At 38.0% G+C, this 19,781-nt stretch carries 23 protein-coding genes and 2 other annotated features; of the genes, 21 read left to right on the top strand and 2 right to left on the bottom strand.

Going from position 1 to position 19,781, the window contains the following annotated elements:
* Positions 1-138: 138 nt before the first annotated feature.
* Entirely contained in the window at positions 139-408 is a 270-nt protein-coding gene (locus tag MHH98_RS21395; protein ID WP_038178991.1) for a hypothetical protein, read from the bottom strand.
* Between the two features lie 151 nt (positions 409-559).
* Between MHH98_RS21395 and MHH98_RS21390 the strand changes: the two genes are divergently transcribed.
* From MHH98_RS21390 to radA, 6 genes are all read left to right on the top strand, one after another.
* Positions 560-865, top strand: a complete 306-nt coding sequence (locus MHH98_RS21390) for a DUF4870 domain-containing protein (protein WP_038178993.1) — start codon at positions 560-562, stop codon at positions 863-865.
* A gap of 391 nt (positions 866-1,256) precedes the next feature.
* Positions 1,257-1,727: a CtsR family transcriptional regulator gene (locus tag MHH98_RS21385; protein ID WP_038178995.1), complete on the top strand. Its 471-nt coding sequence runs from the start codon at positions 1,257-1,259 to the stop codon at positions 1,725-1,727.
* Positions 1,728-1,742: 15 nt separating this feature from the next.
* Positions 1,743-2,306: a nucleotide excision repair protein gene (locus MHH98_RS21380; protein WP_038178997.1), complete on the top strand. Its 564-nt coding sequence runs from the start codon at positions 1,743-1,745 to the stop codon at positions 2,304-2,306.
* Complete coding sequence (locus MHH98_RS21375) at positions 2,296-3,417, top strand: protein arginine kinase (RefSeq protein WP_038178999.1); 1,122 nt, start codon at positions 2,296-2,298, stop codon at positions 3,415-3,417. The genes MHH98_RS21380 and MHH98_RS21375 overlap by 11 nt, the downstream gene beginning before the upstream one ends.
* Complete coding sequence (locus tag MHH98_RS21370; RefSeq protein ID WP_038179001.1) at positions 3,407-5,845, top strand: ATP-dependent Clp protease ATP-binding subunit; 2,439 nt, start codon at positions 3,407-3,409, stop codon at positions 5,843-5,845. The genes MHH98_RS21375 and MHH98_RS21370 overlap by 11 nt, the downstream gene beginning before the upstream one ends.
* Positions 5,846-5,982: 137 nt before the next feature.
* Positions 5,983-7,359 carry a DNA repair protein RadA gene (gene radA, locus MHH98_RS21365; RefSeq protein ID WP_038179003.1) on the top strand — a complete coding sequence of 459 codons (1,377 nt, stop codon included), beginning with the start codon at positions 5,983-5,985 and terminating at the stop codon, positions 7,357-7,359.
* A 42-nt stretch (positions 7,360-7,401) separates the two neighbouring features.
* Here the strand turns inward: radA and MHH98_RS21360 are convergent, their stop codons facing one another.
* Entirely contained in the window at positions 7,402-8,064 is a 663-nt protein-coding gene (locus MHH98_RS21360) for an acetate uptake transporter (protein WP_038179005.1), read from the bottom strand.
* A gap of 310 nt (positions 8,065-8,374) precedes the next feature.
* On the opposite strand from MHH98_RS21360, the gene MHH98_RS21355 reads away from it, so the two are divergent.
* From MHH98_RS21355 to rplA, 15 genes are all read left to right on the top strand, one after another.
* Positions 8,375-9,475, top strand: a complete 1,101-nt coding sequence (locus MHH98_RS21355) for a PIN/TRAM domain-containing protein (RefSeq protein ID WP_038179007.1) — start codon at positions 8,375-8,377, stop codon at positions 9,473-9,475.
* Between the two features lie 63 nt (positions 9,476-9,538).
* Positions 9,539-10,228, top strand: coding sequence for a 2-C-methyl-D-erythritol 4-phosphate cytidylyltransferase (gene ispD / locus MHH98_RS21350; RefSeq protein ID WP_038179009.1), 690 nt, complete (start codon positions 9,539-9,541; stop codon positions 10,226-10,228).
* Between the two features lie 2 nt (positions 10,229-10,230).
* The gene (gene ispF / locus MHH98_RS21345; RefSeq protein WP_038179011.1) at positions 10,231-10,716 is read left to right on the top strand and encodes a 2-C-methyl-D-erythritol 2,4-cyclodiphosphate synthase; all 486 of its coding nucleotides are present in this window, start codon (positions 10,231-10,233) and stop codon (positions 10,714-10,716) included.
* A gap of 66 nt (positions 10,717-10,782) precedes the next feature.
* Entirely contained in the window at positions 10,783-12,243 is a 1,461-nt protein-coding gene (gene gltX, locus MHH98_RS21340) for a glutamate--tRNA ligase (RefSeq protein WP_038179013.1), read from the top strand.
* Positions 12,244-12,292: 49 nt separating this feature from the next.
* Positions 12,293-12,516, top strand: a binding site (T-box leader).
* A gap of 51 nt (positions 12,517-12,567) precedes the next feature.
* A complete protein-coding gene (gene cysE, locus MHH98_RS21335) occupies positions 12,568-13,215 on the top strand; it encodes a serine O-acetyltransferase (RefSeq protein WP_038179016.1) in 648 nt (215 codons plus the stop codon).
* 6 nt (positions 13,216-13,221) lie between these two features.
* A complete protein-coding gene (cysS, locus tag MHH98_RS21330; RefSeq protein ID WP_038179017.1) occupies positions 13,222-14,622 on the top strand; it encodes a cysteine--tRNA ligase in 1,401 nt (466 codons plus the stop codon).
* Positions 14,622-15,068 (top strand): Mini-ribonuclease 3, encoded by a 447-nt coding sequence (locus MHH98_RS21325; RefSeq protein WP_038179019.1) that lies wholly within the window; start codon positions 14,622-14,624, stop codon positions 15,066-15,068. Before cysS ends, MHH98_RS21325 begins: the two co-directional genes overlap by 1 nt.
* The gene (rlmB, locus tag MHH98_RS21320; RefSeq protein ID WP_038179021.1) at positions 15,046-15,795 is read left to right on the top strand and encodes a 23S rRNA (guanosine(2251)-2'-O)-methyltransferase RlmB; all 750 of its coding nucleotides are present in this window, start codon (positions 15,046-15,048) and stop codon (positions 15,793-15,795) included. Before MHH98_RS21325 ends, rlmB begins: the two co-directional genes overlap by 23 nt.
* A 10-nt stretch (positions 15,796-15,805) precedes the next feature.
* Entirely contained in the window at positions 15,806-16,324 is a 519-nt protein-coding gene (locus tag MHH98_RS21315; RefSeq protein WP_038179024.1) for an NYN domain-containing protein, read from the top strand.
* 62 nt (positions 16,325-16,386) lie between these two features.
* A complete protein-coding gene (gene sigH / locus MHH98_RS21310; RefSeq protein WP_179078272.1) occupies positions 16,387-17,031 on the top strand; it encodes an RNA polymerase sporulation sigma factor SigH in 645 nt (214 codons plus the stop codon).
* Between the two features lie 86 nt (positions 17,032-17,117).
* Positions 17,118-17,267: a 50S ribosomal protein L33 gene (rpmG, locus tag MHH98_RS21305; RefSeq protein ID WP_038179187.1), complete on the top strand. Its 150-nt coding sequence runs from the start codon at positions 17,118-17,120 to the stop codon at positions 17,265-17,267.
* A gap of 44 nt (positions 17,268-17,311) precedes the next feature.
* Positions 17,312-17,497 (top strand): preprotein translocase subunit SecE, encoded by a 186-nt coding sequence (gene secE / locus MHH98_RS21300; protein WP_038179025.1) that lies wholly within the window; start codon positions 17,312-17,314, stop codon positions 17,495-17,497.
* Positions 17,498-17,600: 103 nt separating this feature from the next.
* Positions 17,601-18,134 carry a transcription termination/antitermination protein NusG gene (gene nusG, locus MHH98_RS21295; RefSeq protein ID WP_038179027.1) on the top strand — a complete coding sequence of 178 codons (534 nt, stop codon included), beginning with the start codon at positions 17,601-17,603 and terminating at the stop codon, positions 18,132-18,134.
* 176 nt (positions 18,135-18,310) lie between these two features.
* Positions 18,311-18,736, top strand: a complete 426-nt coding sequence (gene rplK / locus MHH98_RS21290; RefSeq protein WP_038179029.1) for a 50S ribosomal protein L11 — start codon at positions 18,311-18,313, stop codon at positions 18,734-18,736.
* Between the two features lie 128 nt (positions 18,737-18,864).
* Positions 18,865-19,566 (top strand): 50S ribosomal protein L1, encoded by a 702-nt coding sequence (gene rplA / locus MHH98_RS21285; protein WP_038179031.1) that lies wholly within the window; start codon positions 18,865-18,867, stop codon positions 19,564-19,566.
* Between the two features lie 47 nt (positions 19,567-19,613).
* Positions 19,614-19,758, top strand: a sequence feature (ribosomal protein L10 leader region).
* Positions 19,759-19,781: the final 23 nt, after the last annotated feature.

The raw sequence follows: 19,781 nt of genomic DNA, 5'->3' as shown, positions 1-19,781 counted from the left end.
CATTTCAACTAGTGTATAACTATCCTCTCATAAACGGTATCGTATTGTCACGGGAAGATGCTGAATGAAACATAAGATAAATAGAAATAAAAAAGAGGGCGCTTATGCATAGCTGCCCTCTTATATATTTTATGGTATTTATTTATCACTTAGGAAAAGGCTTGATAAAAATTGATCTCGATGACTTTTATCGGTTGAGTCTTCGATAGTATTCTGATCTTGATACAGAACATCTGACTCACTTATTGAATTGATGATTTTTATTTTATGCTCAATGGTTTTAGAGCATGAGGAAGTTTTAGATTCGCAATCATTTGAAAATGAATTTTTCAATAAACAATAAGGCATTACAATGAAAATGATTAAGCATAATGCGATGCTACCGATGAATAATAATGCTTTTTTCAAAGGAAAAACTCCTCTCTTACTTTTGTTACTTCAGAGGACGAATCGAAATAAAGAATGTTCCTTTTTTTTATGAGGATATGAAACTAATGGATTTTTTAATCGTATAAATAGAATAAGAAACATATTAATTTATGAAAGTGAGTTGCTCTAAGTGGAATCTAAAGGGTTAAAAGTGATTCTTCACGCAAGTGCATTTTTTGCGCCGTGTTTAGTGCCAATCCTATTCTATATTTTTATTGAAGATAAACAGATTAAGCGTTTGTCCATTCAAGCGCTATTGTTCCAATTTGTTATGTGGGTATTAGTCATTGTATCAGGGATATTTAGTTTTTTATTAATTGGACTTCCGTTCTTAGTAGTCTTTTTGATTATGGGCGTTGTCATTCCAGTAATAGGTATTGTAAAGGCTCTTAATGATACAGAGTGGAATTACCCGATTGTTGGGAAATGGTATTGATTTGAAAAACCGCGATGGCAATTGCTGTCGCGGTTTTTGTTTTGACCGAATATTAGATAAGTGAAACGGGTATCTTGAGAAAGTAGGATGTTTTTCGAGCAACTGTTACGATGGGACGACTAAGATTTACGATCTTCCTTAAAATGAGTGTTTTTAGTACTTCTTCTGCTCACCAGCCTCGACATGGCTCCGAGGTAACTGCCACTTTCTTGAACGAAAACTGAAAAGACATTTTCGATTTGAAGGTATGGGTGCTTCTCGAGGCTAAACAGGTACCTTACACATTTCAATGAGCATTTCAATTGCGTGTTTTTTATTAGGCTGTGTATAATGTAATCAAATATAGTCAAAGATAGTCAAAGTCAGTGATGCAAGCGAGGTGGAATTTGAAATGCGTAATATCTCTGACATAATAGAAGGTTATTTGAAAGAGGTTATCGAATTAGGTGGAGAGGGACATATTGAGATTAAACGGAGTGAAATTGCTGATAAATTTCAATGCGTACCCTCCCAAATTAATTATGTGATAAATACTCGATTTACCGCCGAGCGTGGCTATTTAGTTGAAAGTAAACGTGGCGGTGGAGGATATATAAGAATTTTACGTGTTAAAGCTAGTTCAAAGGCGGATTTAATTGACCAAGTGATTGAGCAAGTGAACGAAGGTGCTTCACAAACTATGACGAATGATTTAATTTTCCGTTTAATTGACGAAGGTGTAATTACGAAAAGAGAAGCTAAAATGATGTTAGCAGCTCTTGATCGTTCTGTGTTACGAATAAATTTACCGGTACGTGATGAGCTTCGCGCGCGTATCCTACAAGCAATGCTACTGACTATAAAATATGACAAGCAATTGTAAAAGAGGTGCGAGGGTATGATTTGTGAAAACTGTAAACAAAGACCGGCCACTATCACGGTGACACAAATGAAGAATGGCAAAAAAACGACAAGGCATTTCTGTGAAGTGTGCAATAAACAACTTGATTCTTTCCATTTGAACCTCGATTTTAATGCCGATCCAATTTCAATGCATAAACTTTTTTCAAATTGGTTTGGTACACCGAGTTGGTCAGTTGCAGCACCAAATGTAAATGAGCAGAAAATGCAGGAACAGGAGAATTGTCCTGAATGCGGCATGACATACCATCAATTTTTGAACGAGGGAAAATTTAATTGCCCTGGTTGTTATGAAACTTTTAAAGAGCAGTTACCTCAGGTATTAAAACGTTTGCATAATGGAGCAGTGGAACACATTGGAAAAGTGCCAGGATCTATTAATGAGCTATACCAATTAAAAAGACAAATCGAGGCAATTCGGTTGGACATGAAAGTGGCCATAGAGGAAGAGCGGTTTGAAGATGCAGCGGCAATGCGGGATAATGTCCGTACTCTTGAAAAAAAGTTACAAGTAGGGGGTGAGTCTCAAGATGAACATTGAGCACTTTTTACACAATCCAACGACCAATTGGATGCAAGAAGAAGGACAATATGGTGATATCGTCATGAGTACTCGCATCAGGTTAGCTCGTAACTTAACAGATTTCCGTTTTCCAAGAGCTTTTTCTGATGAAGAGGCAATGCAAATTGATAAAGCTGTTTCGAATGTATTGATTGATGCAGATGATGAGGAAGAACAACATTTTCAGTTTTCTTATTTTTCATTGCATGACATGCCTGCATTACAGCGTAAAGTATTAGTAGAAAAACATTTAATCAGTCCTCAGCTTGCAGATAAAGAGAGAGTTGGATCGGTTTTGCTGTCAAAAGATGAATCGATTAGCGTAATGATTAATGAAGAGGATCATATTCGTATACAATGTTTACAGCCAGGTCTACAACTAGAAAAAGCTTATAAAAGCGCAGATCAAATTGATCGTCTATTAGAGCATCATTTACCGTATGCTTTTGATGATACATTTGGTTATTTAACAAGTTGCCCTACAAATACAGGAACGGGTTTGAGGGCGTCTATTATGATGCATCTACCTGCATTAACTATGACAAACCAAATTGGTTCTCTCATAAGTACGATGCCACGACTTGGTATGGTTGTGAGAGGAATGTATGGTGAGGGGACGGAATCGGTAGGCAATTATTATCAAATCTCCAATCAGATCACACTTGGTAAATCAGAAAAGGATATTTTATTAGACTTACAAAGTGTAACTGAACAAATTATTCAAAAAGAGACAGAAGCACGTACTGCATTAATAGAACATGCATCAATCGCTTTAGCGGATCGTCTCAATCGTTCATTGGGAACTTTACTATATGCCAGAATTTTAACGAGCGAAGAAGCAGCAAATTGTTTATCTAACGTTCGATTGGGTATATATTTGGGTATAATCCAGAATATACCTATTGCTGTTTTGAACGAATGTATGCTTTATATGCAGCCTGGCTTTTTACAACAACATGCAGGTACTACACTTCAACCAAACGAACGAGATGTGTACCGAGCAAGTTTGTTGCGAGAACGATTGCAATGCAATAGAGAATTAAAAAAAGGTCAATCTGACGAAGAGGGAGAGGATTCTTATGATGTTTAATCGATTTACTCAACGCGCACAAAAGGTGCTTCAATTGGCACAAGAAGAAGCTATTCGTATGAAACATGAATCAATCGGTACAGAGCACATTTTACTTGGCTTAATTCGTGAAGGTGGCGGTATAGCAGCTAAAGCGCTTGAAGCAATTGATATTAGCTCTGAAATGATAGAAGAAGGTATTGAGGAGCTAGTTGGTGTAGGTACAAAAGACGTTGGTCCAATCGTGCATTACACACCTCGTGCAAAGAAAGTAATCGAACTATCTGTCGATGAATCACGTAAACTAGGTCACTCTTATATTGGTACAGAGCACTTATTATTAGCCCTTATTCGTGAAGGAGAAGGCGTAGCAGCTCGTGTTTTAAACAACGCAGGAGTTAGTTTAAATAAAGCGCGCCAACAAGTGTTACAGCTGTTAGGTAGTCATGATCATGCACAAAATGCAAATAGTGCTACACAAGCTGCAAGTACACCAACTTTAGATAGCTTGGCACGTGATTTGACTCAAGTTGCAAGAGATGGCAGCTTAGATCCAGTGATTGGCCGTAGTAAGGAAATTACACGAGTTATTGAGGTGCTATCACGCCGTACTAAAAACAACCCAGTTTTAATCGGGGAACCAGGTGTCGGTAAAACGGCAATTGCAGAAGGCTTAGCTCAACAAATCGTAAACAATGAAGTACCTGAAATTTTACGAGATAAACGTGTTATGACACTTGATATGGGAACAGTCGTGGCGGGTACAAAATACCGTGGTGAATTTGAAGATCGCTTGAAAAAAGTGATGGATGAAATTCGCCAAGCAGGTAATGTTATTCTCTTTATTGATGAACTACACACATTAATTGGCGCAGGTGGAGCAGAAGGTGCTATTGATGCATCGAATATCTTGAAGCCATCTCTAGCGCGTGGGGAATTACAATGTATCGGTGCTACAACATTGGATGAATATCGTAAATACATTGAAAAGGATGCAGCATTGGAGCGCCGTTTCCAACCAATTCAAGTCGATGAACCAACTGTTGAAGAAGCCATACTAATTATTAAAGGTTTACGTGATCGCTACGAAGCGCATCATCGTGTGAAAATTACGGATGAAGCCATTGATGCGGCTGCGAAAATGTCCGATCGTTATATTTCGGATCGTTTCTTACCAGATAAGGCTATTGATTTAATTGATGAAGCGGGATCAAAAGTAAGGTTGCGTTCTTATACAACTCCTCCAAACTTAAAAGAACTTGAGCAAAGACTAGAAGCGATTCGATCAGAGAAAAACGCATCTGTTCAAAGTCAGGAATTTGAAAAAGCGGCTTCGCTTCGCGATACTGAACAAAAATTAAAAGAAGAATTAGAATCTACAAAGAAAACGTGGAAAGAAAAGCAAGGTAAAGAAGAATCCAAAGTAACTGTTAATGACGTGGCCGAAGTAGTTTCTGTGTGGACGGGGATACCGGTATCGAAGTTAGCACAAGAGGAATCTGCTAAATTGCTAAACCTTGAAGAAGAGTTGCACAAACGCCTTGTTGGTCAAACTGAGGCAGTTGAAGCCATCTCTAGAGCAATCCGCCGTGCACGTGCAGGGTTAAAAGATCCGAAGCGTCCAATCGGTTCATTTATTTTCCTTGGACCAACTGGTGTTGGTAAAACAGAACTTGCTCGTGCATTAGCAGAAGTAATGTTTGGTGATGAAGATTCTATGATCCGAGTTGATATGTCTGAGTACATGGAAAAACATTCGACTTCGAGACTTGTTGGCTCACCTCCAGGATATGTAGGATTTGAAGAGGGCGGTCAGTTGACAGAAAAAGTCCGTCGTAAACCATATTCAGTTATTTTACTTGATGAAATTGAAAAGGCACATCCAGATGTTTTCAATATTCTATTACAAGTATTAGAAGATGGTCGTTTAACAGATTCTAAGGGACGCGTAGTAGACTTTAGAAATACAGTTGTTATCATGACATCAAACGTAGGTGCTTCAGAACTTCAATATAGAAAATCACTCGGTTTTAGCTCAGCTAATGCAAAAGACATACACAAAGATAATAAGAGTGTTACAATGTCAGAATTGAAAAAAGCATTCCGCCCTGAGTTCTTAAATCGTATTGATGAGATGATTGTCTTCCATGCATTGCAAAAAGAAGAATTAACGAAAATCGTTGCACTAATGGCAAAACAATTGACAAAACGTTTGCAAGAACAAAATATCGAACTAGAGTTAACTGACGCAGCTTTAGATAAAATCGCTAAAGAAGGCTATGATCCACAGTATGGTGCTCGTCCTTTACGTCGAGCAATACAAAAACATGTGGAAGACCGTTTATCTGAAGAGATTTTAAAAGGAACAGTGCTAACAGGTCAGCGTGTCATTTTCGATGTTGAAAACGATGAGTTTGTTGTAAATATTAAAGAGTTTGTAACAAAATAATTCATTCTAACGATGAAATTGTGTAGTTAGCTACTTAGTTCATCAAAGGTCTGAAAAAGCAGGGCATTCCGAACAACATGTTTGGAGTGCCTTGTTTTATAATAGAGAGAACAATAGAAGTATTAGTGGGAGGAAATATGGTTAAAAAGAAAACGAAATTTTTATGTAATTCTTGTGGCTATGAATCACCAAAATGGATGGGAAGATGTCCTGGGTGCGGTGAATGGAATAAGATGGTGGAAGAAGTAGAAGTCATTTCTAAAGGACCTAGAGGAGCGTTCCAGCACTCATCAAGTACTTCTCAAAAGGCTATGCCAATTATTTCGATTGAGACAGAAGATGCACCTAGAGTTGAAACGGAACTAAATGAGTTAAATCGTGTACTTGGTGGAGGAGTAGTGCCAGGTTCTTTAGTGTTAATTGGTGGCGACCCTGGAATCGGTAAATCCACACTACTTTTGCAAGTTTCGGCGTTGCTTTCTAATAAAGGTCATAGGGTACTCTATATTTCAGGTGAGGAATCTATTCGCCAAACAAAATTACGTGCAGAGCGACTAGGTGTGAAGTCAGCTGAGTTATATATTTACTCTGAAACGAATTTGGAGTTTTTAAATCAAACAATAGAGGAAGTTCAACCAAAGTTTGTCATTGTTGACTCCATTCAAACCGTACATCATCCAGAAGTAACTTCTGCACCAGGTAGTGTATCACAAGTGCGTGAATGTACTGCTGAGTTAATGCGAATTGCTAAGACAAAAAATATTGCTATTTTTCTTGTTGGACATGTAACGAAAGAAGGGCAAATAGCAGGTCCACGTATTTTAGAACATATGGTAGATACGGTTCTTTATTTTGAAGGAGAGCGTCATCATACGTATAGAATATTACGTAGCCAAAAAAACCGTTTTGGATCAACGAATGAAATTGCCATCTTTGAAATGCTACAGGGTGGTTTAAAAGAAGTATTAAATCCTTCTGAATTGTTCTTGCAAGAACGTTCGCAAGGGGCTGCGGGTTCTAGTGTCGTTGCCTCTATGGAAGGGACACGCCCAATACTGGTTGAGATCCAAGCTTTAGTGACACCTTCAAGCTTCAACTATCCGAAACGTATGGCTACAGGCATTGATCAGAATCGTGTATCCTTGTTGATGGCAGTACTTGAAAAACGTATGGGTATGTTGTTACAAGCTCAAGATGCATATATTAAAGTAGCAGGTGGCGTAAAATTAGATGAACCGGCAATCGATTTAGCAGTCTTAACAAGTATTGTTTCAAGCTATCAGGACCGTGCTGTGAGTGCAGGAGATTGTATTATTGGTGAAGTAGGTTTAACAGGTGAAGTGCGTCGTGTATCACGTGTGGAGCAGCGTGTTCAAGAAGCTGCAAAGCTAGGCTTTAAACGAGCTATTGTTCCTGCTTCTAACATAGGGGGTTGGGATTATCCAGCGGGTATTGAAGTAGTTGGGGTAGAGACGGTAAACGAGGCGCTGAAACTTTGCTTCCGCGATTTATGATGTAGTGAAATGAAAGCGACAACCAAAAGGTTGTCGCTTTTTCTAAAATGTTTGGTTATTTGTTTGTAAGTGAGCGGTTTTTTCTTTTTCTACTGGTTTAGTAATAATTCCGAAAGGTTTACCTAAAGGTAAAAATTCGAAACCAAAATGTTTGTTCAAAACATTTGCACCAGCACCGTATAAAGATAGGATTGCAATGCCAAACTCAGAATAAGCTGCTAGAAGGTGCATGCCGTGTTCCATGATGCCAAGAGAACTTAGTGATAAGCCAACAAATAAAAAATTGATTAAGAAGAAAATGAAAAATAGTACTTTATTTGTTTCTAATGCACCAATGGTCATGAATATTGTAAAAACAAGGTACCCTATGTATACGAACCCTAATTGATGTACATCAGCACTTTCTTGTAACGTTAATCCAAAAGTTCCAGATTGAACAAACCAAGAAGTAGCCACTGCCATCCAAAAAAGTCCATAAGCTCCGAAAGCAGTAGTACCGAATGTATTATTATGTTTAGAATCTAGTATAGAGGCATAAAATTGTGCGATACCGCCTAAGAATATTGCCCAGGGAATGACTAGACCCACACCTTCAGTCCACCCTAATTTTTGAGATGAGGCTACAAGTGTAACGATGGCTAGTCCAAAAAGTCCGATGCCTGATGGGTCTGCAGTTGTTATTTTAATATTTTTTGTTTGATTCATAACAATCCTCCTGTTTTGCGTTGTGAATTTTCTCGAATATGAAGATTGTAACCGATTTCAAGAAATGTGACATAACGATGTCACATTTGACTAAAGGATGGTCATTAACAAGAGGGATTTCTGTTGTAAAGAGCATATTTTGTTTAATTTATAAATTAAGTTTTTTGTGTAAAAAGTTGTTTTTTCTAGATGATTGAAAATGAAAAGTAGAAAAAACAAGCAATTAAAATGATTTGAATTGTCCAAGGGGTTTGCCGAGCAAATAAAAGGGAAACTATGTATAATTAAAACTATAAAGGAGGTGTTCATTTTGTTGAAAATAGTTATTCAAGTTGCTTTCTTATTTATCGGAGGTACGTTGGGTTTATTATTTTTACCGCCATTATACGAATTCATTCATTTATCCTCAAACCCATGGCTAAATAATCCATATGTGTCAGTTACAATTGGCGCATTCATTTTATTTGGATTTTCATTTTTATTTTCCGATTCATGTGTCCGTTTTATTCGTTGGATGGAAGACAAGTTATTGAAAGCTCCAGTTGGTGATTTGTTATTTGGCACATTAGGTTTGATTGTAGGATTAATTGTGGCGTATTTTGTTGGGTTTTCGATTGATAGTATACAACTTCCGGTCATTACGACAGTTTTACCGATATTGTTATCTATTGTTCTTGGGTATTTAGGGTTTCAGGTAGGTTTTAAAAAACGTGATGAATTACTTCATGTGTTTTCCGCAGCAAGAGCAAATAATTTAGCTAAAAAGAAAAGTTCTGATGAAGTTGCTTCAGAAACACCAGCAACTGCTTATAAACTACTAGATACGAGTGTTATTATTGATGGGCGTATTGCTGATATTTCGAGAACTGGTTTTATAGAAGGTACATTAGTCGTTCCGCAGTTTGTGTTAACAGAATTACAACATATTGCAGATTCTTCAGATACACTTAAACGTACCCGCGGTCGTCGAGGTCTTGATATTTTAAGAACTTTACAGGATGAACGGGCAACGGATATTTTGATTACAGAAGTTGATTTTGATGATATTCAAGAAGTGGATTTAAAATTAGTTCGTTTAGCTAAAAAAATGAGTGGTCAGATTTTAACTAACGACTTTAATTTAAATAAAGTATGTGACCTCCATAATGTGGCTGTTCTGAATATTAATGACTTAGCCAATGCTGTAAAACCTGTAGTTATTCCAGGTGAAGAAATGCATGTAGTTGTTATCAAGGATGGTAAGGAACACAATCAGGGTGTGGCTTATTTAGATGATGGTACAATGATTGTCGTTGAGGAAGGGAAATCCTATATTGGGCAAGCAATTGTAGTCGTAGTGACAAGTGTTTTACAAACTTCTGCTGGTCGTATGATTTTTGCAAAACCAAAAAGTGGCGGTAAAGTAGCATAATAGAAAACAAAAAGAGACAGGGCAATTTGCCTTGTCCTTTTCCATGAGTAGGACGTGAAAATTTTGAAGCAATATGACGTTATTTTGCCTGCAGCCGGTAGCGGTAAGCGTATGGGTGCGGGACATAACAAATTGTTCTTAGAACTACGTGAAAAGCCAATATTAATCCACACACTGGAGGTCTTTGAACAAGACTCTGCATGTAAGGGAATTTGGTTAGCGGTAAAACCTGAAGAACGAGAATATATCCAATCGCTCCTTGTGAAATATAATATTAAAAAAGTTAAAGCATTACCGGATGGCGGAGCAGAACGCCAAGATAGCGTGTATTCTTGTGTTAAAAAAGTAGAAGATGGTGAAATTGTACTCGTTCATGATGCTGCTAGACCGTTTATCACAATTCCGGTTATTCACAAGCTAGTAGAGGCTGCAGAAGAGAAGGGTGCGGTAATTGCTGGTGTGCGTACAAAGGATACGATGAAAAAAGTTGAAAATGGTGTCATAGTTGAGACGGTAGATCGTTCTAACTTATGGATGATTCAAACACCTCAAGCATTTCAGTTTACAATTTTACAAGAAGCAGAAAATGCGGCTGAGAAGGATCAATTTTTAGGAACCGATGAGGCTATGTTAGTCGAACGTTTAGGTCAGGTTGTACATATCGTTGAAAGTAGCTACGATAACGTTAAAATAACAACAAAAGAAGATTTAATATTTGGAGAGGCGATTTTAAGCCAACGTATAGGAGGATAACTATGTTTCGAGTAGGACAAGGGTTTGATGTACACGCATTTGAAGAAGGTCGACCATTAATTATCGGAGGTATTACAATTCCTCATGAAAAAGGTTTAGTAGGTCATTCGGATGCTGATGTTTTATTACACACAATAACGGACGCTGCTTTGGGGGCAATCGGAGAAGGGGATATCGGTCGTCATTTCCCAGACACAGATCCTGCATTTAAAGATGCTGACTCAGCAAAGTTATTAGAATATATTTGGGAAATCGTTGAAAGTAAAGGATATGTACTTGGTAATGTAGATTGCACAATCATGGCACAACGACCTAAAATGGCACCATATATTGAACCTATGCGTAATCGAATTGCGGAACTCTTAAATGCAGAACCGGATCAAGTAAATGTCAAAGCAACAACTACTGAAAAATTAGGATTCACAGGTCGCGAAGAAGGAATTGCTTCAATGGCAACCATTTTACTAATAAAAAATGACTTCCTTTAAATTTTAAACTTGCAGTGGTAAAATGAACGAAGTGAATTTTTGCAGGAAAACTAGGAGGATTATATCATGACTAAAAAAGTTCGTGTTCGTTATGCACCAAGCCCAACAGGACATTTACACATTGGTGGCGCACGTACAGCTTTATTTAACTACTTATACGCAAGACACCATAACGGAGATTTTATCGTTCGTATTGAAGATACAGATATCGAGCGTAATATCGAGGGTGGCGAAGCTTCTCAATTAGATAACTTAAAATGGTTAGGTTTGGAGTATGATGAATCAGTTGATATCGGTGGACCTTATGCGCCGTATCGCCAAATGGAGCGTTTAGACATCTATCGTGACCATGCTCATCAATTAATTGAAAAAGGTATGGCTTATAAATGCTTCTGTACATCAGAAGAATTAGAAGCTGATCGTGAAGTACAAAAGTCAAATGGTGTAGCTGCTCCAATGTACAATGGGAAATGCCGTCATTTATCTGCTGAAGAAGTTGCAGCAAAAGAAGCTGCTGGTGAAGCGTTCACAATCCGTATGCGCGTTCCTGAGGGAGTTACATACAAATTCGATGATTTAGTTCGAGGTGAGGTATCGTTCGAATCTAAAGATGTTGGTGATTGGGTACTAGTCAAAGCAAATGGAATTCCAACATATAACTATGCAGTTGTATTAGATGATCACTTCATGGAAATGACTCATGTATTCCGCGGTGAAGAGCATTTATCAAATACACCGAAACAATTAATGATTTTTAATGCGTTTGGTTGGGAAGCTCCAAGTTACGGTCATATGACTTTAATTGTTAATGAAAATCACAAAAAATTATCAAAACGTGATGAATCTATTATCCAATTTGTTTCGCAATATCGCGATCTTGGTTATTTACCAGAAGCGATGTTTAATTTCTTCGGTTTATTAGGCTGGTCACCAGAAGGCGAAGAAGAAATCTTCTCTAAAGAAGACTTCATCCGCCTATTTGATGAAAAACGTCTTTCAAAATCTCCATCTATGTTTGATAAACAAAAATTAACGTGGATGAACAACCAATATATTAAAAAATTATCTCAAGAAAAAGTAGTAGAACTGGCATTACCTCATTTACAAAAAGCAGGTCTATTACCAGCTGAGTTAACTGAAGAACAACATGCTTGGGCATCTGATTTGATCGGCCTCTATCATGAACAAATGAGCTTCGGTGCTGAAATTGTTGAGTTATCTCAATTGTTCTTTACGGAGGAACTTGCATACAATGAAGAAGAAAGAGAAATATTAGCCGGTGAACAAGTTCCAGAAGTAATGGCTTCATTCAAAGTACAATTAGAGGCTTTAGAAGAATTCGAACCAACGGCTATTAAAGCAGCGATTAAAGCAGTGCAAAAGGAAACTGGTCACAAAGGTAAAAACCTATTCATGCCAATCCGTGTGGCTACAACAGGTGAAATGCATGGTCCAGAACTTCCAAACTCAATAGCATTACTAGGTAAAGAAACTGTCATTAAACGTGTCGAACAATTTATCAAGTAATTTAGTTTGCTTTTTTCCAGCTTCATTGTAAAATGGAGCTACTATCGATAAAAAAGCGTTGAAGAGGAGAAGTATGTAGAGCAAGCTCTTTAGAGAGGACCATCACCGGCTGAAAGTGGTCTGAGCCAATGTAATACAGAAATGCACCTCTGAGCACTAAGCTGAACTTTAAGTAGGCTTAGTCGGTAAGTCACCGTTATAGACTTTAAGCGGGAAGTATTTCTTTAGATGCTTCCAACCAGAGTGGAACCGCGCATATCCAGCGTCTCTGTCCTATAGGGCAGAGGCGTTTTTATTTTGAAAAAAGAGGGGAGCTTTGAATATATGTTCAAAACTATAAGGGAAGATGTTGCGACGATTTTTGAAAATGATCCTGCTGCACGAAGCACCTTGGAAGTTGTGCTAACTTATTCTGGTTTGCATGCGGTTTGGGGACACCGCATCGCACATGCTTTTTACAAGAGGAAATTTTACTTTATGGCACGTTTTATCTCTCAGGTAAGTAGATTTTTCACTGGGATTGAAATTCATCCAGGTGCCAAAATCGGTCGCCGTTTCTTTATTGACCATGGAATGGGTGTTGTTATTGGAGAGACATGTGAGATTGGCAATGACGTTACCTTATATCAAGGGGTTACACTTGGTGGTACAGGAAAAGAGAAAGGGAAACGTCACCCAACACTAGAAGATAATGTACTTGTTGCAACGGGTGCAAAGGTGCTTGGTTCAATAACGATTGGTGCAAATAGCAAAATTGGTGCAGGTTCTGTTGTGTTAAAAGCTGTACCACCCAATGCTACAGTAGTTGGCATTCCAGGGAAAATTGTCATTCAAGACGGTATCAAAGTAGAGAAGAAACAAAAACTAGATCATCAAAATATTCCAGATCCAGTAGAAGATCGTTGTTCTACGTTAGAACGGAAAATAGAAGAACTCCAACAACAGATTGGACTAAGCAAAAAGGAGATGTAAATTACAATGGGTGTTCAAATTTTTAACTCATTAACTCGACAAAAAGAGGATTTCGTACCACTTGAAGAAGGAAAAGTGAAAATGTATGTATGTGGTCCTACTGTTTATAACTACATTCATATCGGGAATTCTCGTCCTGTAATTGTATATGATACAGTGCGCCGTTACTTAACTTATAAAGGTTTTGAAGTTACGTATGTATCAAATTTCACTGATGTAGACGATAAAATTATTAAAGCGGCAAATGAACTTGGTGAAGATGTATCAGATTTAACAAATCGCTTTATTCAAGCTTATTTTGAGGATATTACAGCATTAGGTTGCCAAAAAGCAGATTCACATCCACGTGTTACGGAGCATATGGATCAAATTATTGAATTTATCGCTGTTTTAATTGAAAAAGGTTATGCTTACGAATCTCAAGGGGATGTTTATTATCGTCCGCGTAAATTTGAAGGCTATGGAAAACTTTCTCATCAGTCTGTAGATGATTTGAAAGTTGGTGCCCGCATCGAAACTGGTGACAAAAAAGAAGATGCTTTGGACTTTGCTCTTTGGAAAGCCGCTAAACCAGGTGAAATCTTCTGGGAAAGTCCATGGGGCCAAGGTAGACCTGGCTGGCATATTGAATGTTCTGTAATGGTACATGAGCATTTTGGTGATACTATTGACATCCACGCAGGTGGGCAAGATTTAACATTCCCACACCATGAAAACGAAATAGCTCAATCTGAGGCATATACAGGTAAGCAATTTGCGCGTTACTGGATGCATAATGGCTATATTAATATTGACAACGAAAAAATGTCTAAGTCCCTTGGCAACTTCATTCTTGTAAATGATATTCGCAAGCAAATTGACCCTCAAGTTTTAAGGTTCTTTATACTATCAGTACACTATCGCAACCCAATTAACTTTGCGCAAGATTTAGTAGAAGCTGCAGCTGCAGGATTAGAGCGTATCCGTACTTCTTACAACAACTTGCAACATCGACTAACTGCAACAGCTAATTTAGGAGAAGAAAAAGACGAGTGGTTAGCAAATATTGCTGAAGTAAAAGAACAGTTTGAAATTGCTATGGATGATGACTTTAACACTGCGAATGCAATTGCGGCGCTATTTGAGTTATCAGCAACTGCCAATAAATATTTACTTGAACAAAATACGAATGAAGAAGTATTGACGAAATTTGCTGATACTTTACGTACGTTAGCTGATGTGCTCGGAATTGAATTAGACGTAGCAGAAGAACTACTTGATGAAGAGATCGATGCGCTTATTGAAGAACGTATACAAGCGCGTAAGGATCGTAACTTTAAACGTGCTGACGAAATTCGTGATCAACTAAAAGAGATGAATATTATTTTAGAGGATACACGCCAAGGCATTAGATGGAAACGAGGTTAATGGCAGTGGGTGAGCTTCGTAACCAAGATGTAAAACAGTTAAATGCATTGGCGCTGGCGTATATGGGAGATGCTGTACTGGAAATCGCGGTACGTGAGCATCTATTACGCTCTGGACGCGTCAAACCGAATATTCTTCATAAAGAGGCAACGCATTATGTATCTGCAAAGGCTCAGTCAAGTGTCATTCATCGAATGATGGATGAAGAGTTTTTTTCAGAAGAAGAAATGGCAGTCCTAAAACGCGGTCGAAATGCAAAATCTGGTTCGGTACCAAAGAATACCGATGTCCAAACATATCGTTATAGTTCTGCGTATGAAGCTGTAATTGGCAGCTTATATTTAACAGGTCAAATGGATCGGGTAAATGAAATAATTCAATATACAATTGATATCATTGAAGAATCAAAAGGAGTATCAAAGAATGACGGAAGAACAGTCAAATGAGATGATTGCCGGGAAGAACCCGGTATTAGAGGCACTTCGTGCAGCAAGAGAGATGAATAAAATTTGGATTGCAGAAGGTGTTCAGCACGGTAGCTTGACAGAACTTCTTGCATTAGCTAAAGAACAAGGAATTATCGTGCAATTCGTACCGAAGAAAAAATTAGATCAGTTAACAGATGCTAATCACCAAGGGATAGTGGCATCTGTTGCTGCTTATAAATATGCTGAATTAGATGACTTATTTAAATTGGCAGAAAGCCGTGGTGAAGATCCATTTTTCCTTATTCTTGACGAATTAGAAGACCCACATAATTTAGGTTCTATTATGAGAACTGCGGATGCTGTGGGAGCACATGGCATTATCATTCCAAGACGTCGAGCAGTAGGTTTGACTGCTGTTGTAGCGAAAGCATCTACAGGTGCGATAGAACATATTCCAACTGTACGTGTCAATAACCTTTCGCAAACAGTAGATGAGTTGAAAAAACGCGGTGTCTGGATCGCGGGAACAGACGCAAAAGGCTCAGCCGACTATCGTAAAATGGATGCGACTTTGCCACTAGCTGTCATTATCGGCAGTGAAGGAAAAGGTATGAGTCGTTTACTAACGGAAAAATGTGATTTCCTGTATAATTTACCAATGGTTGGTCATGTAACATCGCTAAATGCATCTGTAGCGGCTGCTTTATTGATGTACGAAGTATTGCGTAAACGCCAAGAAGTTTAAGGTGAATGCCATGAATATACTGTTGGTTGATGGTTATAACATTATTGGTGCTTGGGAAGAACTCAGAAAATTAAAAGAGCAAAGGCTAATAGATGCGAGAGACCGACTGGTAGAAATGATGGCAGAGTATAAGGCGTATTCTGGCTGGCGCGTCATTGTTATCTTTGACGCGTATCTCGTGCCGGGAATTGAAACAAAAAACGTGCAGCATGACGTAGAAGTTATTTATACAAGGGCTAAAGAAACTGCGGATGAAAGAATTGAAAAGCTCACTGCTTCTTTAATTAGTAAAAGGGTTCGTATTTATGTAGCGACATCTGATATGACAGAACAAAATGTCATTTTCGGGCATGGGGCATTAAGAAAATCTGCTAGAGAATTAGAAATTGAAATGCAATCTACGCAATCTAAAATCACGCAAACCGTAAGAGATATTCAAGTGCAAAAGCCCAGCTCTAAGATACAATTAAGAGATGATATTGCTGCAAAGTTTGAGTTATGGCGAAGAGGAAATAAAATGAATGATTGACTCATATTTTCCAATTCCGTTATACTGTTTTTAACAATGCTAGCGCAATTGGAGTGATACTATTGATTATTAGCGATCATTTACACTTGAAGCAGCAACAACAATATGAGCAATATACCGACGAAGAGCTAGTGGGAATGGTCCATAGTGGTGATAGTGAAGCGTTAGACTTCCTCATTACGAAGTATAAATCATTCGTTCGTATGAAAGTGAAGTCGTATTTTCTCATTGGTGCTGATAAAGAGGATATTGTGCAAGAAGGTATGATTGGACTTTATAAGGCTATTCGCGATTTTAGAGGAGATAAGTTATCTTCTTTCAAAGCATTTGCGGAACTTTGTATTACACGTCAAATCATCACTGCAATAAAAACTGCAACTAGACAAAAGCATATTCCACTTAATTCATACATCTCATTGGACAAACCAATTTTTGATGAAGAATCCCAGCGCACATTAATGGACGTGTTAACGGGTTCAGTTGTCGACGATCCAGAGGAGCTTATCATTCATCGTGAAGAATTTAGCTACATGGAAGAAAAAATTGGCGAAATATTAAGTGATCTCGAACGTCAGGTGTTGGCACTCTATTTAGATGGACAATCTTATCACGAAATTTCTGCTGAATTGAACAGGCATGTGAAGTCGATTGACAATGCCCTACAACGCGTAAAACGGAAATTAGAACGGCATTTAGATATTGAATGATTGCAAGAATGCTAGCTGTAGGCAAGTTGACAGTATTTGTGATAGGTGTTAGTCTTTATAAGGACAAATGCCGAAAAGGTGATAAAATGGCAAAAAAAGTCGTGCTTAGCTGTGAAAAGTGTGGTTCAAGAAACTATTCACTTCCTGCATCTAAAGACAGTGCAACTGCAAGGATGGAACTGAAAAAATATTGTTCTCACTGTAATGAACATACATTACATAAACAAACTAGATAATACGATTCGCTTTGTATATATGATTTTATTCGGGGGTTAGTTAGATGGGTAAGATTAGTAACTTTTTCCGCGGTGTTATGTCGGAAATGCAAAAAACAAGCTGGCCTAAGCGTAAAGAACTTACGAAATACACAATTGTTGTTATTTCAACTTTACTTTTCATGGCTGCATTTTTCATGTTAGTAGACTTAGGTATTTCTAAATTATTCCGCATGTATTTGGATTTATGATTGAATTAATGTTAATATTTTTGAAATGGCCCGTGAATGATCTGTAACGGGTTTTTTCATTTGCCTTTAGCGAAGGAGGGAAGGACGAGTAGTCCTATCTATTATGGAAAAAAATTGGTATGTAGTTCATACTTACTCTGGTTATGAAAATAAAGTTAAAGCAAACCTAGAAAAACGTGTTGAAACAATGGGTATGCAAGATAAAATTTTCCGAGTTATCATTCCTGAACAACAAGAGACGGAAGTTAAAGATGGCCGCAAAAAAGAATATATGCGTAAGACATTCCCTGGTTATGTACTAGTGGAATTAATCATGACAGACGATGCATGGTACGTAGTTCGTAATACACCAGGTGTTACTGGGTTTATTGGTTCATCAGGCGGTGGAGTAAAACCTACACCATTATTACCTGAAGAAGTTGAATTCATCCTTAAACAAATGGGTATGCAAGAAAAATCACTTGAAATCGATTTCTCTATTGGCGATTTAGTTGAAGTGTTAGAAGGACCGTTTGCACATTTCCAAGGTAAGGTCGAAGAGATTGTTGCTGATAAAGGAAAAGTCAAAGTAACTATTGATATGTTCGGTCGTGAAACTAAAATGGAATTAGACTACGATCAAGTGTTAAAAGTATAATTGACAATTATACTTGCCTTAGAATGTTAAAAGTGATATTATTTCTAAGGTCAGACTGTCAATTTATTATGGACTGGCATTTTTATTTTTAATGTTATCGGAATAAGCCGACAGACAGATATTGAGTGGGAGGGGCAACCCAATTACCACATCACGGACTTAAGGAGGTGTGTCTCGTGGCTAAAAAAGTTATTAAAGTTGTAAAACTTCAAATCCCAGCTGGTAAAGCAAACCCAGCGCCACCGGTAGGTCCTGCATTAGGTCAAGCAGGTGTTAACATCATGGGGTTCTGTAAAGAATTCAACGCTCGTACTGCGGACCAAGCAGGTTTAATCATTCCAGTAGAGATTTCTGTATTTGAAGATCGTTCATTCACTTTCATTACAAAAACTCCGCCGGCAGCAGTTTTACTTAAAGTAGCAGCTGGTATCCAATCAGGATCAGGTGAACCTAACCGTAAAAAAGTAGCTACAGTGAAACGCGATAAAGTTCGCGAAATTGCTGAAACTAAAATGCCAGACCTTAACGCTGCAACAGTTGAAGCAGCTATGTTAATGGTTGAAGGTACTGCACGTAGCATGGGTATTGTTATCGAAGACTAATCCCATTACTTGATAGAAGTATTGTTTTTGAGGGTTGCGAATGTTTCTAATAGTGATATTTGAAACTCGCAGCCTTTATTCGTGGGAGGTTTATTCCGCTACAACCACAATCAAGGAGGAAATTTATAATGGCTAAAAAAGGTAAAAAACTGCAAGATGCAGTTAAATTAGTAGACCGTACTCAAGTGTATTCTGTACAAGAAGCAGTTGAATTGGCTAAAAAAACAAGCACTGTTAACTTTGACGCAACTGTTGAAGTAGCATTTAACTTAAATATCGATACACGTAAAAATGACCAACAAATCCGTGGAGCAGTAGTACTTCCAAACGGAACTGGTAAAACTCAACGCGTATTAGTTTTCGCTAAAGGCGAAAAACTTAAAGAAGCTGAAGCAGCTGGTGCAGACTTTGCTGGTGATGCTGAATATATCGCTAAAATCCAACAAGGATGGTTTGACTTCGATGTAATCGTTGCAACTCCTGATATGATGGGTGAAGTTGGTAAATTAGGTCGCGTATTAGGACCAAAAGGCTTAATGCCAAACCCTAAAACTGGAACAGTTACTTTCGACGTTGCTAAAGCAATCGCTGAAATCAAAGCTGGTAAAGTTGAATACCGTGCTGACAAAGCTGGTATCGTTCACGCTCCAATCGGTAAAGCTTCATTCGAAGCTGATAAATTAGCTGAAAACTTATCAACTCTTGTTGATGTAATTATTAAAGCTAAACCTGCTGCAGCTAAAGGTACTTACATGAAATCAGTACACGTAACAACTACAATGGGACCATCAATCAAAGTTGATGCTTCTACTTCAGTTGCTGCGAAATAATTTTTGATTGACAAATGACATCATATTTTGGTATGATGTACAACGTTGTGAATCATCCATTTGTACCGTAGACCGTAGGGGCAAGTAATTGCTTAATTATCCTACCGAGGACAAAGGAACTCAGACTCTTATTTAAGATGATGACTTTCCGCCTCTTTGTCTACATAGACAGGAGGCTTTTCTTTTGTTGGTATAAATGACCCATTCTTATAGGA

It is taken from the genome of Viridibacillus sp. FSL H8-0110 (genome assembly GCF_038003565.1).
Taxonomy (GTDB): Bacteria; Bacillota; Bacilli; order Bacillales_A; family Planococcaceae; genus Viridibacillus; species Viridibacillus arenosi.
Note: the sequence above shows the minus strand (reverse complement) of the source record. Positions and strands in the feature narration are given on the sequence as shown.